This is a genomic window from Thiogranum sp., assembly GCF_058323355.1.
Genome location: NZ_JBTTIO010000007.1, coordinates 1 through 14511, shown reverse-complemented (window position 1 = coordinate 14511; position 14511 = coordinate 1). Strand labels below are relative to the sequence as shown.

Here is a 14511-nt window from a genome sequence, read left to right as displayed (position 1 = left end):
CGGGTGTTATTCAGTATTTTCGCGGTTGTCGCGAAGCCCCTGTTCGACGGCAATGACGGCGGCCTCGACCCGGGAATGTACGCCGAGTTTTCTCAGGATGGCTTTTACGTGCAGTTTTACCGTGCCATCCGAGATGCCCAGGTTGCGGGCAATCACCTTATTACTCTGACCTTCGGCAAGCAGACTGAGAATTTCACTCTCGCGGGGTGTGAGTTCGTCAAAGGGGGAGGTTTCGTTGGGCAGGGTTCCATCACCCTGCACGACCTTGGCCAGTACCGGCGCCAGGTCAGGTGCCACGACAGTTTTGCCACTGACGATATCACGCAATGCCATGACCAGCTGGTCGGGTTCCATGTCTTTCAACAGGTAACCCTGGGCACCGTTACGCAATGACTCCACGAGGTCGCGCTCGTCGCTGCTGGTGGTGAGCATAACGACAGGGTTCTGAAAACCGGATTCACGCAGTTTGCGCAGCACGCCAATGCCATTGATGTCCGGCATGCGCATATCCAGCAGTACCACATCGGGTTTGAGTTCTTCCGCACGTTGCAGGCCTTCCCGTCCGTCGCCGATGGAGGCAATGACTTCGATGCTGCGATGTGCCAGCAGGCCCTCGAGTCCGACCCGGAACAGGGTGTGATCATCGATCAGCAGCACACGTAAACTCATAATTTTCTCGCCTGGTGTGCGGATAATTCGACGGTCACAGTGCTGTCTTTTTCGGCTTCTTCGACAGGTGGCGGGAAGGTTAGTGTGACACGTGTCCCTTCACCGGCTTCGCTTTCGATTTTCAGTTCACCGTGTACCCGTGCGGCGCGTTCGGCGAGTATTTTCAGGCCAAGGTGCTCACCGGGGCCGCCTTCGATGACTTTTTCCTGTATACCGATACCGTCGTCCTCGATCATGATCAGGAAGTCCTGGTTTGGTGTGGCGCGCATGAGTACACGCACGGCGTTGGCCTGGCTGTGTTTGCGGATATTGGCAAGCGCTTCCTGGATAATGCGTAATACCTGCATTTCGACTTCTGCCGGGAGTTTGGTATTACTCCATTCCAGTTGCAGGAATGCGCTGATCTGCGAGTTGCGGCGAAAACGTTCGATGGCCTGTTCAACAGCAGGCACCAGGCCGCGCTTGTCGATAGGGGCGCGGAAGTGTGCGATCAGTTCGCGTAATTCGGTATAGGCCTCGTCGAGACTGTTTTCGATACGCTCCAGTTCTTCCCACAGGGCAGACTCTTCACCACTGTGCAGGGTTTCGTCGAGTACGCGTACCTGGAACTTGAGACTGGCGAGACTTTGCGCCAGTGAGTCATGCAGTTCATTCGCCAGCCGGGTGCGTTCTTCCATAATGGACAGCAGGTTGGCTTCCTCGTCGAGCCGTGACTTTTCGATGGCCATGCCGAGGTGGTGGCCGACACTGGTGAGCAGGTCTTTCATATCCTCGCGCTCGACCAGGCCATGCTGTGCCGTGAACAGGTTATAGACGCCCAGTACCTTGCCACGGTAACGCAGCGGCACGGCGATCATTTCGATATCATCAGACTCGAAGAAAGGCCGGCCGGCAAACTGTCCGCAGCCCTTGAGATCGTCCAGGGCATAGACTTCACCGTGCTGTGCAGCCTGTCCACACAGGCAACGGTCGATACTGATCAGTTGTTCCTGCTTGACGACCTCGGGGTCGAGACCGCTGCTGGCGATCAGCTGCATGTCACCATCGCTGGTCAGCATACGCACGGTGCCGGCGCGGGCATTGACGACATCCTTGAGCGTGTGCAGGAACCGTGTCAGCAGGTCTTCCAGGTCATTGGCCGCATTGATGTTGGCGGCTATGTCGTAGAGGATTTCCAGTGAGTGGGTTTTCTGCTGGATACGGAAGGTTTGCTGTTCGACCTCGGACTGCATGTCCAGCGACAGGGATTCGAGTCGTTCAGCCAGCGCATTGATATCACGGTAGAGTTTGCTGAAATCCGGCTGGTCGGATTTTGGCAGACGCGCGTTCAGCTTGCCGTTGTGCATTTCGTTGACCCAGTGGCGCAGCTCGGTCAGGGGTGCCACCAGGTCGCGGCGGGCAACGTGGAAGGTGTATGCCAGCAAGGCAATGCCGCTGACCAGCAGTACACTGTTGGCGAGGTGCAGCCAGTTGGATTGCTCGGCATGCAGGAAGTCCCAGATATTCATCAGCCCCAGTATCAATAGCGTGACACCGAGCGCGGAAAGCGCCGCGAGGAACTGCCGGGTCGTCGGCCAGTCGGGTAAAGGCAGGCGACGGCGCGACGGACGCTCTGCAGAGACGCTCGCGAGGTCGACCGGTGCTGCTTTTTTATCCGACTCAATCATAGTGTGTTAAACCGGCGTGTTATTGCTGTGCCGGGTCATTAGGGTTGATGAAGATGATTTCCTTGCCACTGTCCAGCTCCACATAGTCGATGATGGTGCCGTTCAGCAGGTCCATGCTTTGTGGCGCCACGACAATCTGGATACCTTCCGACTCGAACCTGTGATCGTCCTGGCGGTTGATATCATCGAAGCCCAGCGCGTAGTGGAAACTGCCGTCTTCACGGCGGGTAACGGCGACCCGCAGGGGCATATCGGTCATATTACCCTGTGTCGCGGAGTCGCGGATATGTTCGGCTGCCTCGGGAGTCAAACTGATCATGGTGTATTACCCTTGCTGTCGTTGAATAAGAGTGGCTGCGGCGCTAATTGTGCCGTGTTTTGCACGCCTGGATAAAGTGTAAAAAGCGTTCAGTCCAGCGGTTTTTCGAGGTGCTGCGCTGGTGGGTGTAGCATGCCAGCAGGTTGCGGTAGCAGTAGCCGTCGTGTTTTCCATCGATACCCGTGCCGCGCAGGACATTGTATTCCCAGTTTTCGGGCGCCTCCAGGTTTTCCAGTGCGGAGTAATGGAACTCGTGGGCGGCTATTTCACTGGCGCTATCCTCGCTGGCAGGCCAGAGCGGGTGACCGGCTTCACTGAGGCGTACATAGCCACGGCCCTGGGGGCGGCTGTGCATGACGGTATCGGCGGGTATCGCACCCACCATATCACAGTGTTTTTCGTTCCAGGTCAGGCTGCGGGAAAGGTACATCAGGCCACCGCACTCTGCATAGACCGGAAGCCCGTTATTGATTGCCCGGCGGATGCTTTCCCGCAGTGACCGGTTGGCCTGCAGGGCTTCCATACTGCTCTCGGGAAACCCGCCCCCGATAAACAGCCCGTCAATCGGTGGCAGTTCGCTGTCGCGCAGCGTGTCGATAAACACCAGTTCGGCGCCGGCATGGGTCATGGCATCGAGATCGGCCGGGTAATAGAAGCCGAATGCTTCATCACGCGCGATGCCGAGGCGAACCGGACTGTCGAGCGGTGCAATGGCCAGTGGAGATGTGGCTGGCACCGCAGGCAACGGACTGCTTGCAGCCAGGGTGATCAGTTTGTCCAGATCGACCTGGCGCTCGATGGCCGTACCGATCGACTGAATGTGTTTTTCAGCGGCATCTTCCTCGTTACTGGGGATGAGGCCCAGGTGCCGTTCCAGAATCTCCATATCAGTGTGTCGTGCGACGGCGCCGATGACCGGCACATCGGTATAATTCTCGATAACGGCACGCAGTTTGGCTTCGTGCCGGCTGCCACCCAGCTGGTTGAGAATGACGCCGGCTATGTTGATATCGGGATCGAAGGCCTGGTAACCAAGAATCAGTGGGGCAATACCACGTGTCATGCCGCGTGCATCGAGTACCAGCACCACCGGCGCGCCGACCAGTTTGGCGAGGGCGGCATTGCTGTTGCTGCCATCCAGGTCCAGGCCATCGTACAGCCCCTTGTTGCCCTCGATAATATTGATGTCTGCAGATTGCCCGAACCAGGCCAGTGTATCGCGGATTTCATCGCGCTGCATGGTGTAGAAATCGAGGTTATGGCAGTCGTGGCCCGCCGCCCGGCCCAGCCACATGGGGTCAATGTAGTCCGGGCCTTTTTTGAAGGGCTGTACGCTCAGGCCGCGTTGCCGGAGTGCGGCACACAGGCCGATGGTGATAGTCGTTTTACCGGAAGACTTGTGGGCAGCCGAGATCAGTATCTGTGACATGGCAGGTAATGCCTCTCGCCAGGACGCAGAGCTCGCAACGTACTAATGTAGTGCGGGTGAAAGCGCACTACATTTCGTGCTTTGCGTGTTCGCGCCTGTGCGAGAAAAATATCCTTGCCGACGGACTGTCACCAGCTAGTCAGCTTTCGCCGCGTGTGGATCGACAACCGCATCTTCCAGTGTCACCGGTGCGAATTTCAGCACGCGCATGGCAATCGTCACCATCAGCAGTGCCGTGGCTACACCGCCGACGCCAAGGGTGATTTCCCAGATAGACGGGCTGTAAGCATTGATCTGTCCATCGAAGAAGCTGCTGGTGACTTCATAGCCCGGGAACATGTCCAGCGGGTAGGCCTGACCGCCAATCAGCAGGACATAGAGCTGGGCGAATCCACCAATGATGACCAGCGCGGCCGCCGTTGCAATGGCGGGGCGGGATTTGCCAATGGTCGGGTGGTAGACCATTGCCAGCGGCAGCAGACTGCCAAGCAGGATCTGTACGATCCAGAACAGGCTGGTGTAAATGCCGCCATCCAGCAGGATAAAGCGCTCCACGCCGTGGTGCTCGGTAGCGTACAGGTTACTCAGGTGATAAACCATGACAAAGTACAGCACGGCGGCAATAAATACACCGAGCAGGTTCTTGAGACGGAACAGGATGGCGTCACCCAGTGGACGGTTGGTCCAGTTATAGGTGGCCATCAATACCAGGATGAACACCGCAAGCCCGTAGGCGAACGACATGATAATGAACATCGGCGCCAGCATGGCCATGTCGTAGGCCTGGCGTGCTACCAGCCAGCCGAAGATGGAGCCGGTACCGGTGGTCAGTATCAGGCGCCAGACAAAGGCGACGTAACCGGCCGGTTTGTAATACTTGTTCATTTTGCGTTCCATCATCATCCACAGGTAGACAATGGTGACCGCCAGAAAGCCGTTATAGAGTATGATGTTCCAGGCAAAGATAGACTTGAAGTTGTAGTAGGTCATGGCCACGATCAGGCGATCGGGGCGACCGAGATCAAGCACCAGCACCATCAGGCCGCCCAGCAGCAGGGCAATGGACAGCAGACCGGACAGGCGTCCCAGTGGCTTGTACAGTGACTTGCCGAACACGGTGCCGATAGAGGCGACGTTGAGCGCACCCGAGGCTGCTACGATCAGGAAAATTGCAAATACGTGCGGCATCCCCCAGACGACCTGGTTGTTCATGCCGGTGACGTAGTGTCCCTCGTGCTCCATGTGCAGCACGGCGCCAAGGGCGAGGGCGATCAATGCGCCCAGCCCGCCGAGCAGGATCCAGAAGCCGGTACTTTTGCCTTCAATTTCGCGATAGTTCAGCACTTGTTTCATGGGTGATTCGCCAGTTCCGTAGGTGTCAGATGCCGCGGTAGCGGACGCCGGTGTTCAGGCCGAGATCGGCGCGGATTTCCGTGCCGCCGTATTCCTTGAGCTGCCGGGAGATCTCGCTGTTTTCGTCTTTCAGGTCGCCGAAGTAGAGTGCGCCGTGATCTGCCGCGCTACAGGCTTCGACACAGGCCGGTGCACGGTCATCGTCGACGCGGTGTACGCACATGGTACAGGATTCAACGGTACCCTTGCCACGCGGCGCCCAGGGCTTCTGATCCTTGAGTGCTTCATGGACGAAGCTGCGGGCCTTGTAGGGGCAGGCCATCATGCAGTAACGGCAACCAATGCAGATGTGTTTGTCGACCAGTACGATGCCGTCCTTGCGTTTGAACGAAGCGCCGGTCGGACAAACATCGACGCAGGGCGGGTTCTCGCAGTGCTGACACAGCAGTGGCAGCTCGGTGACATGCTGTGTCGCCTTGTCCTTGATGGTGACCTTGCGGATCCAGTGCGCCTTTTGTTCCGGGCTGGATTTATCTTCCGACGGGTTGGCCGAACCCCAGCCGTTTTCTTTTTCGCAGGCTGTGACACAGTCGTTACAGCCGCTGGCGCAACGGTTGGCATCCACCAGGATGCCCCAGCGTTTGTCGCTGCTGACAGGCTGGTCAGCCGGCCTGGCCTGTGCCGGTGTCGTCAGGAATACGCCGGGTGCAATGGCGGCTGCGCCTGCTGCACCGGCGGTTGTCGTCACAAACTGACGGCGGGAGGGATCCATAGGCTTGCGGGTATCGCTCATTGAGGTTGATCCTCTGAAGTCAGCAACTGCAGCGTATCGCTGGCCAGTTTGCCGGCAAAGGGTTCACTGGAAGGATGTGGGCTCAGGCCGGACCGCAGCTTCGGCAGTTTCGACGCCCTTACCGGTACATCGGCATGGCACTCGAAGCAGTCAATTTTGACCGACGCGTAGGTATGACAGGTCGCGCAGAAGTGCCGCTCGTCCTCAACCCGTACGTATTCACCTTGCTCATCCTTGACGGCGTGACAGTTGATGCATTCTTCAAGTGCGAACTTGCGGGTACGGATACCCTTGTGCACCGTTTCATCGCGCTGATGAAGGATGTAGTTCATGTGATTACGTCGCATTTCGGCTTCCGGTGCAACGCATTCGGTCTCGGCGCTGTAATGCTGGCCCGGTTCGGTCACGACCAGATCGGAGAACGGCAGGGGATCTTTTTCCCCCTCGCTTCCGTTAGCCAGTACAGCAGCAGGCTGTAACAGCAGGGCACTGATCATAAGCGCGAACAGATTCCGCAGCAGTTTGGCTTGGCTCATTTTGCCTGACTCCGCTTATTCACCCAGGGCCATATCGATGTAGCCGGTCGGGCAGACATCGGCGCAGATGTGGCAGCCCACACACTTTGCGTAATCGGTTGCAACATAACGGCCGAGCGTGGCTTCGTCCTTCTTGACGCGATAGACCGCATCCTGGGGACAGTAGATGACGCAGTTGTCACACTCGAAGCACATGCCACAGCTCATGCAACGTCCGGCTTCGGCAACAGCCTGTTCGTCTTCGTAGCCTTTCATACGCTCTGCAAAGTGACCCAGTACCTGTTCAGAGTCCGGCACGTCCTCTTCACGCAAGTTGCGTTCCGTGTATTCAAAGTGTCCCAGGAACAGCTTTTCAGCGCTAATGATTTCCTGCTTGGAGCGGTCTTCGTAGTTGTGGATGGCGAACTTCGCATCGCTGGTGCCACGGGTTTCGCCGACCGTGTAAGGCTCGGGTTCAACACCGGCTTCCTTCATCTTGTCGAGCAGGCTGAAGTGGTGCTTGTCGACCTTGGGGCGCTTCTTGAGTTCAGCGTGCTTCAGGTAGTTCTCGATGGATTCGGCGGCGATGGCGCCCTGCCCAATCGCTGTGGTCAGCAGGTGCGGGCGAACAATGTCACCGGCCACGAAGTGACCCGGATGGTTCGGAACCTGGTAGAACTTGTCGGCATCGATCAGGTTGCGCTCATTGGCATAGTCTTCCAGACCGCTCATGTCGCCGCCCTGGCCGATGGCAGCAACGATCAGGTCACATTCAATGGTGTATTCCTTGCCGCCTTCAACTGCGACCGGACCATTACCTTCCCATTTTGCTTCGACCAGCTTAAGGGCAGTTGCACGACCTTCGTCATTACGGATGATCTCAACCGGCATGACTTCATTGATGATGTTCACGCCTTCTTTCAGCGCGTCATTCACTTCGTGTTCGGCGGCGGTCATCTGGTCGCGCGGGAACAGGGCGGTCAGGGTGACATTGTCACAGCCTTTCTTCAGTGAAAGATCAACATCTTCTTGTGTGATCTCGCCGTTTACAACCGCTTCAGGCTTTTCGTTATAGTCTTTCAGGGTGCCGATACGACGGGAAACGGATACCACGTCGATGGAGGTATCGCCACCACCCACGCAGACGATGTTGTTGGCGGTGTAGTGCATCTTGCCCTTATTGAACTGTTCCAGGAATTTCACCGCGGAGACACAGTTCGGGGTTTCGTCCCAGCCTTCCAGCGGCAGGCCGCGGCCGGTCCAGCAACCCAGCGCCCACAGTACGGCGTCATATTCCTTGTCCAGGTCCTCGACAGAAATGTCACGGCCAACGCGGGTGTTTGCCTTGAAGTCGATGCCACCCATTTCAATGATACGTTCGCATTCACGATCCAGCTCTTCACGCGGAATACGGTAGTTGGGGATGCCATAGCGCATCATGCCGCCAAGCTTGTCGTGATCATCAAAAATGGTGGATGCAATGCCACGACGGCGCAGCTGGTATGCAGCTGCCATGCCGGCAGGACCACCACCGATGATGGCGACTTTCTTGCCATTCAGATCCTGGCAGGCTTCAAACTTGAAGCCCTCCTTGAAAGCGACGTCGCCGATGTACTGCTCGACGGCGTTGATGCCGACAAAATCTTCCACCTCGTTACGGTTACAACCATCCTGGCACGGGGCGGGGCAGACGCGGCCCATCACGCCCGGGAAAGGGTTGGCATCCGTTGAACGGCGGAAGGCATATTCCTGCATGCTGACGCCTTCCGGCGGGTGCTCTATGCCACGGACAATATCCAGCCAGCCACGGATATCCTCACCGGACGGGCAACTGCCCTGGCACGGCGGGGTACGGTGAACGTAGGTCGGGCACTTGTGAGAGTGATCGCCTTCGAAAATAGCGTCGTTCCAGCGGTCCCATTTGTCGTCGCCTTCCTCAAACTTGCGAAACGTTAATTTCTTGTCGTCGCGAGAAGTAGCCATGCCTGTTCTCCTGTTATCTGAACCCGTTCCGGATTCAATGTTGCAATACGATAAAATTAATTCGGTTTAAGCTGTTTCGGTTTCGCCTTCATCTTCGGCGGTACCGTCGAGTTCCGCTTCCTGCTCGGAACCCTTCAATACAATAGCGTTGCTGACCAGTTGGTGGACACTGACAATCTGATCCATGCGGAATCCGAAGTAGGGCAGTGTCTTGGCAAACTGGCTCTTGCAGATGGCGCAAATGGCCGCAAGGTTGGTTACGCCGTGTTCCTCGGTGACTTTTTTCAGCGCCTGCATGCGAGGCATGGCGCCCTTGACACGGATTTCCATCAGGTCGTCGGTCAGCAGACCGCCGCCGCCGCCACAACAGAAGGTGGCGTCGTAGATGGTATCGTCGTCCATGTCGTAATAGTTGTTGCAGGCCGCCTTGATCACAGCCCGCGGAATCTCGAACTGACCGCCTTCGTACCCACCCATGCCGGCACCACGTGCGACGTTGCAGGAGTCGTGGAAGGTAATGGTCATATGATCATTCTCTTCCTTGTTCATGCGCAGTTTGTTTTCCTTGAGCAGGTCATTGGTGAACTCGCAGATGTGCTGCGGGATCGGGTAGTTCTGGTCGAGGAAATCAAACGGACCGGCCAGCGTGTTGAGGAAGCTGTAGGCAACACGCCAGGCGTGGCCGCATTCACCGAACACGATGCGCTTGACGCCCAGCTCGATGGCGGCTTCGCGAATTCGCAGCGCCAGCTTGCGCATGTTTTCGTAACTGCCGATGAACATGCCGAAGTTGGCGGCTTCACTGGCCTTGGAGCTTATGGTCCAGGAAACGCCGGCTTCATGGAACACCTTGGCGTAGCCCATCAGGCCATCGACGTGCGGTTCGGCGAAGAAGTCGGCGGACGGGGTGATCAACAGGATGTCTGCGCCTTTCTCATCCAGTGGCAGGCGAACTTTTACACCGGTATCGTCTTCGATATCTTCTTCCAGACCCTCCAGTGTGTCGGCCAGTGCCGGCTGGGGCAGGCCCAGGTTATTGCCGATCTTGAAGACCTTGGCGATAATTTCATTGCAGTACTTCTGCCCTTTGCCAACGGCGTCCATAATCTCGCGGGCGGCCATGGAAATCTCGGCGGTATCGATGCCGTAGGGGCAGAACACCGAACAGCGACGGCACTGTGAGCACTGGTGGAAATAGCTGTACCAGTCGTCCAGTACTTCCTCGGTCAGGTCGGTAGCGCCAACCAGTTTGGGGAAGTACTTGCCGGCGAAGGTGAAGTAGCGACGGTAGACCTTGCGCAGCAGTTCCTGGCGCGCAACCGGCATGTTGTTGGCATCGGTGGTGCCAAGATAATAGTGGCACTTGTCCGTACAGGCGCCGCAGTGAACGCAGGTATCCAGAAAGACCCTGAGTGAGCGGTACTTGCCCAGCAGGTCGCCCATTTTGTCGATGGCGACGTCTTTCCAGTTATCCACCAACTCGCCGGGGAAGCCCAGGTCGGTCTGGTGATCCGGCTTGGCAATGAACGGGGCCAGGTGATTGGTTACGTTCTCCCGGGGCTCAGGCACTTCCAGGTATTCTTTCAGTTCGGGTACTTCAAAATCAGCCACGCTTTAATCCTCCGGTCCGGTTTACCGTTCGCCCGTTTCCAGCGCCTTCGCCCAGTCAGCGATATGACGCTGCTCGCGCGAACTGTCGGTCTGGTTACGGGTTGGGCTGAAGAAAACGCCCGGCGCATGTAAAAGTTTGCTGATCGGGAAAATGATCATCAGTGTTGCGACAAGTCCGAGGTGAACCAGCAGCAGTGGATCAGCCGGCAGGGGTTGGGGGGATAAATACATCAATCCCAGGAAGAACGCCTTGACCGCCACAATGTCGGTATGCACAAGGAAGCTCATGCCGATGCCGCTCATGGCGATACCCACCAGCAGGGCGAGCATCAGGTGATCAGACGGGGTTGAGATATAGCGAATACGCGCCACCAGGAAGCGACGCGCCCACAGGCCAAGCAGGCCGGCCAGCATCGCAAACGCGGCGTATTTACCAAAGGGCTGCACCCAGTTCACCCAGAACCAGACTGGCTCGGTGAAGTAGCGCAGGTGGCGAAGCAGTACCAGCAGCATGCCGAAGTGGAACATGAAGCCGAATAGCCAGATCCATTTATTGGAACGGAACAGACTTTCAAAAAAGGCCACTTCGCGGAATAAGCGAAAGACAACGCCGGTCTCCGTACGCGGAGCAGGCATGGTCGGAATCTTGAGAGGAGCGGGGGTTTGCGCGTAGGTTTTAATACGCAGCGCAAGACCAACTACCAGGAACACAGTCGCAAAGTAGAAGAGTCCGACATACAGGGTCGAAACTAAAGACACGCTCACTCCTCCGTCAGGAAATCTTTAAATTAAAGCGTGGGGGAGACAATCTCCCCCACGATCAACAGCGTCGAAGCCTGGACCTAGACGCAACCGGTTGGCTTGGGCAGACCGGCATACTTACAGGCCTGCTTGGCAGGACCGTAAGGGAACAGTTCGTACAGGTACTTGCTGTTGCCCTTGTCCTTGCCCAGTTTCTTGCCGATAGCCTTGGTCAGCACGCGAACGGCCGGGGCGATCTGGTACTCTTCATAGTACTCACGCAGGAAATTGATGACTTCCCAGTGGGCGTCAGTCAGTTCGCTGCCTTCTTCCTTGGCCATTGCAGTTGCAATATCAGGCTCCCACTGGTTCAGATCAGCCAGGTAACCTTCTTCATCAGTCTCAAAGACTTTTCCATTTACTTCGATAGGCATTGTTGCTCTCCTCGTTTGCAGCAGTAGTGCAAATCAATTGCGGTTTATAACCAGGACTGAACCTTGTCATATTCAGTGACAAGATCCACGAATCCGCCGTAGTCGACAACTTCGAGGCCATCGATAACGTGGTGTTCAGACATGCCGCGGGCAGCAATGTCCGGGCCGAGCACGTAGATCTTGTGATCTGCAAGTGCGGCCTTGACCTTTTCAGCAACGACAGTGCCATCAAAAGCGGCGTAAATACCGTCCTCGATCAGCAGAACAGCCGCGCCCTTGACGGCGTGACGCAGTGCGGTGTCCAGCGTGCGACGCTCAAAAGGTGATTTGTTTACCGTATGTAGCATTGGCATAGCGATTCTCTCCGTATCAGAAGCTCAGGATTACTTCCTGTTCTTCCATCAGTTCGGCCAGCTGGTCGTTATCAACCACCTGGACCGGTACGACCAGATCGTCTGTGGTCAGACCGCGGGATTCCAGCGATTCTTTTTCCACATACAGTTTCTCGACATCGTAGCCTTCCAGCGCACGGTAGGTCGGAGAGAAGTTCTTCACGCCGATCGCATCGGTGTTCTGTCCTTTCTTGATCTGATAAACACCGTCATCCATAAATACCAGCGTAACGTCCTGCTCGAATGCGGCGGCGATCAGTACAACTTCCAGCGACTCCAGGGCATAGATCGTGCCGTAGGGAGCGCGGCGGTTGACATACATGAACTTGCGGACCGGTCCGTCAAGTTCGTCGTCTTCCCATGGTTCAGCCATAACTCTGTTTCCTCAATTAGTCGCCAAAAATGACCAGGCGATCAGACTGGATGCCGGCTTCGATGAGCTGGCCAAGGCCGGAGATACGGAAACCATCGGCAATGTTATTGCCGTCCTTACCCTGACGCTTGGCCTCGTTCTCATCGAGTATGCCGCGGCGTTGTGCCGCGGCAATACAGATAACCAGGTCCAGGTTGTGCTCTTTGGCCATTTCCGTCCACTGTTCGGTGATATTGCGATCATCCTGCGGGGGTACCGCAAAACGGGTGCCGTTGTTCACGCCGTCGTGGTAGAAGAACACGCGAAAGATCTCGTGTCCTTTTTCCAGCGCGGCCCTGGTGAACTGTATCGCACTATCAGCGGACTGGTGCTGGTACGGGCCTTCATTTACCAGTATGGATAATTTCATTCATCTACTCCTGAATAAAACCGTTTCCTAGAAACGGATGTGGGTAGATGCGTTCAGGCTGGCGCGGGCGCCACGCCAGTTATCCACGTGGTACTTGGTGAACGGCAGACCGGTCACTTCGAAGAAACGTGGCCAGCCGATACGCTCAACCCATTCGTTGATACGTTCCCAGTCCTTCGCACCGGCCTTGTATTCCTTGAGAATACGCTTGACGATGGCCGTTGCTTCAGGCCAGCGCGGCGGGTTGTTCGGGATACCGGAAGCCACCAGCTTCTGGAAGGTCGGCTTGCCACGGGCATTGGAGTGGTTGCCACCAATCCAGACAGCCAGCTTGGAGTGCTCGGCATCGTTGATCTGCATGGGCGGGCAGGGCGGGAAGCATGCGCCGCAGCAAATGCATTTCTTCTCGTCGACTTCCAGGGAAGGCTTGCCGTTGACCATGGCCGGACGAATGGCGGCAACCGGACAACGTGCGACGACAGAAGGACGTTCGCAGACATTGGACACCAGATCGTGGTTGATCTTCGGCGGCTTGGTGTGCTGAACGTTGATAGCGATATCACCCTGACCACCACAGTTGATCTGGCAGCAGGAAGTGGTGATGTGCACGCGATTCGGCATGTTCCAGGCGGTGAACTCGTCGATCAGCTCATCCATCATGGACTTCACAACGCCGGAAGCGTCAGTGCCCGGGATGTCGCAATGCAGCCAGCCCTGGGTGTGGGACAGCGAAGTGACGGAGTTCTTGGTGCCGCCAACCACAAAGCCTGCATCGGTCAGCGCCTTGACCAGCGGTTCAACCTTGGCGGCGTCGTCAACGATGTACTCAATGTTGGAACGAATGGTGAAACGGATGTAACCGTCAGCGAACTTGTCACCGATGTCGCACAGGGTGCGCAGGGTGAACACATCGAGGATACGCTGGGTGCCGGCCTTGACGGTGTAGACCTCGTCGCCATTGAAGGCAACGTGGCGAAGTACGCCGGGCTGCGGGTCATCGTGGTATTTCCACTGACCGAAATTTCTGCGCATCGTGGGATGCATGTACTGGAAACCATCGGGACAACCGGACTCGATCGGTTCCCTCATGTCTGCCATTGCCATGTGACTCTCCTGAATTTAGTAAGTCAGGTCAGGCCCGGATTTCGTGCCGGGCCTGACTGTAACGGGTTAGATCAGCCAGTGGCGATCAGGCTTCAGCCTGACGTGCAAACCACTTCTCGGCTTCCTCGTCCCAGCCGTCCATGCGGACGTAGGAGGACTGACGCGGGTTGTTGACCATGTTCGGGTCAACATCGACGTCGATACCTTCAAGGAAGTTAACCAGGCCGATACGTTCGATCATTTCACCGCAGCGCTCGTGTTCCAGGCCATTCTCTGCCCAGAAATCGATGATTTCTTCGGCCAGCTCAACCAGCGACTCGTAGTCTTCCTCGGTTTCCAGCTTCTTGAATGGAACCACCACGGTACCCATCAGGTCGCCGATCTTCAGGGTACGCTTGCCACCGATGAGGATAGTCACGCCCTTGTCGTCGCCGGGGTGCAGTGCTTTCGGCATCACGTTCAGGCAGTGCATGCAGCGCACACAATTGTGGTTGTCGACGGTCAGGGTGTCGTCATCGTTCAGGGTCAGCGCCTGGGTCGGGCAACGCGTGGTGACGTTGTCGATGATGTACTGACGACCCTTCTTGGCCACATAGGCCTTGACTTCTTCCTGGTCGACTTTCATGTCGTCGCGCCAGGTACCGATCACGGCAAAGTCAGAACGCTCGATGGAGTTCTGGCAGTCGTTCGGGCAACCGGAGACCTTGAACTTGAACTTG

At 56.8% G+C, this 14511-nt stretch carries 15 protein-coding genes and 1 pseudogene; all 16 read right to left on the bottom strand.

Translation table 11 applies throughout. The features are described from left to right. Window positions 1–6: 6 nt before the first annotated feature. A complete protein-coding gene (locus tag ACW81B_RS01625; RefSeq protein ID WP_491578453.1) occupies window positions 7–669 on the bottom strand; it encodes a response regulator in 663 nt (220 codons plus the stop codon). Continuing rightward, complete coding sequence (locus ACW81B_RS01620) at window positions 666–2336, bottom strand: GAF domain-containing protein (RefSeq protein ID WP_491578452.1); 1671 nt, start codon at window positions 2334–2336, stop codon at window positions 666–668. The genes ACW81B_RS01625 and ACW81B_RS01620 overlap by 4 nt, the downstream gene beginning before the upstream one ends. A gap of 19 nt (window positions 2337–2355) precedes the next feature. Next, window positions 2356–2655, bottom strand: a complete 300-nt coding sequence (locus ACW81B_RS01615) for a HesB/IscA family protein (RefSeq protein WP_491578451.1) — start codon at window positions 2653–2655, stop codon at window positions 2356–2358. Window positions 2656–2698: 43 nt separating this feature from the next. Beyond that, window positions 2699–4084 carry a cobyrinic acid a,c-diamide synthase CobB gene (locus ACW81B_RS01610; RefSeq protein WP_491578450.1) on the bottom strand — a complete coding sequence of 462 codons (1386 nt, stop codon included), beginning with the start codon at window positions 4082–4084 and terminating at the stop codon, window positions 2699–2701. Window positions 4085–4219: 135 nt separating this feature from the next. Continuing rightward, entirely contained in the window at window positions 4220–5437 is a 1218-nt protein-coding gene (nrfD, locus tag ACW81B_RS01605) for an NrfD/PsrC family molybdoenzyme membrane anchor subunit (RefSeq protein WP_491578449.1), read from the bottom strand. A gap of 25 nt (window positions 5438–5462) precedes the next feature. Next, a complete protein-coding gene (dsrO, locus tag ACW81B_RS01600) occupies window positions 5463–6230 on the bottom strand; it encodes a sulfate reduction electron transfer complex DsrMKJOP subunit DsrO (RefSeq protein ID WP_491578448.1) in 768 nt (255 codons plus the stop codon). Continuing rightward, on the bottom strand, window positions 6227–6766 hold the full coding sequence (locus ACW81B_RS01595; protein WP_491578447.1) for a hypothetical protein: 540 nt from the start codon (window positions 6764–6766) through the stop codon (window positions 6227–6229). The genes dsrO and ACW81B_RS01595 overlap by 4 nt, the downstream gene beginning before the upstream one ends. A 15-nt stretch (window positions 6767–6781) precedes the next feature. Further along, window positions 6782–8728 carry an NAD(P)-binding protein gene (locus ACW81B_RS01590; RefSeq protein ID WP_491578446.1) on the bottom strand — a complete coding sequence of 649 codons (1947 nt, stop codon included), beginning with the start codon at window positions 8726–8728 and terminating at the stop codon, window positions 6782–6784. 66 nt (window positions 8729–8794) lie between these two features. Further along, window positions 8795–10339: a sulfate reduction electron transfer complex DsrMKJOP subunit DsrK gene (gene dsrK, locus ACW81B_RS01585; protein ID WP_491578445.1), complete on the bottom strand. Its 1545-nt coding sequence runs from the start codon at window positions 10337–10339 to the stop codon at window positions 8795–8797. Window positions 10340–10360: 21 nt separating this feature from the next. Next, a complete protein-coding gene (locus tag ACW81B_RS01580; RefSeq protein ID WP_491578444.1) occupies window positions 10361–11098 on the bottom strand; it encodes a respiratory nitrate reductase subunit gamma in 738 nt (245 codons plus the stop codon). An 83-nt stretch (window positions 11099–11181) separates the two neighbouring features. Continuing rightward, window positions 11182–11514, bottom strand: a complete 333-nt coding sequence (locus tag ACW81B_RS01575; RefSeq protein ID WP_491578443.1) for a TusE/DsrC/DsvC family sulfur relay protein — start codon at window positions 11512–11514, stop codon at window positions 11182–11184. Window positions 11515–11558: 44 nt separating this feature from the next. Continuing rightward, on the bottom strand, window positions 11559–11867 hold the full coding sequence (gene tusB / locus ACW81B_RS01570; RefSeq protein ID WP_491578442.1) for a sulfurtransferase complex subunit TusB: 309 nt from the start codon (window positions 11865–11867) through the stop codon (window positions 11559–11561). A 16-nt stretch (window positions 11868–11883) separates the two neighbouring features. Then, window positions 11884–12279: a sulfurtransferase complex subunit TusC gene (gene tusC, locus ACW81B_RS01565; protein WP_491578441.1), complete on the bottom strand. Its 396-nt coding sequence runs from the start codon at window positions 12277–12279 to the stop codon at window positions 11884–11886. 16 nt (window positions 12280–12295) lie between these two features. Continuing rightward, window positions 12296–12688: a sulfurtransferase complex subunit TusD gene (tusD, locus tag ACW81B_RS01560; protein ID WP_491578440.1), complete on the bottom strand. Its 393-nt coding sequence runs from the start codon at window positions 12686–12688 to the stop codon at window positions 12296–12298. A gap of 27 nt (window positions 12689–12715) precedes the next feature. Then, on the bottom strand, window positions 12716–13786 hold the full coding sequence (gene dsrB, locus ACW81B_RS01555) for a dissimilatory-type sulfite reductase subunit beta (protein WP_491578540.1): 1071 nt from the start codon (window positions 13784–13786) through the stop codon (window positions 12716–12718). A 91-nt stretch (window positions 13787–13877) separates the two neighbouring features. Beyond that, window positions 13878–14511: pseudogene (locus ACW81B_RS01550) on the bottom strand (dissimilatory-type sulfite reductase subunit alpha); the annotation flags it as partial.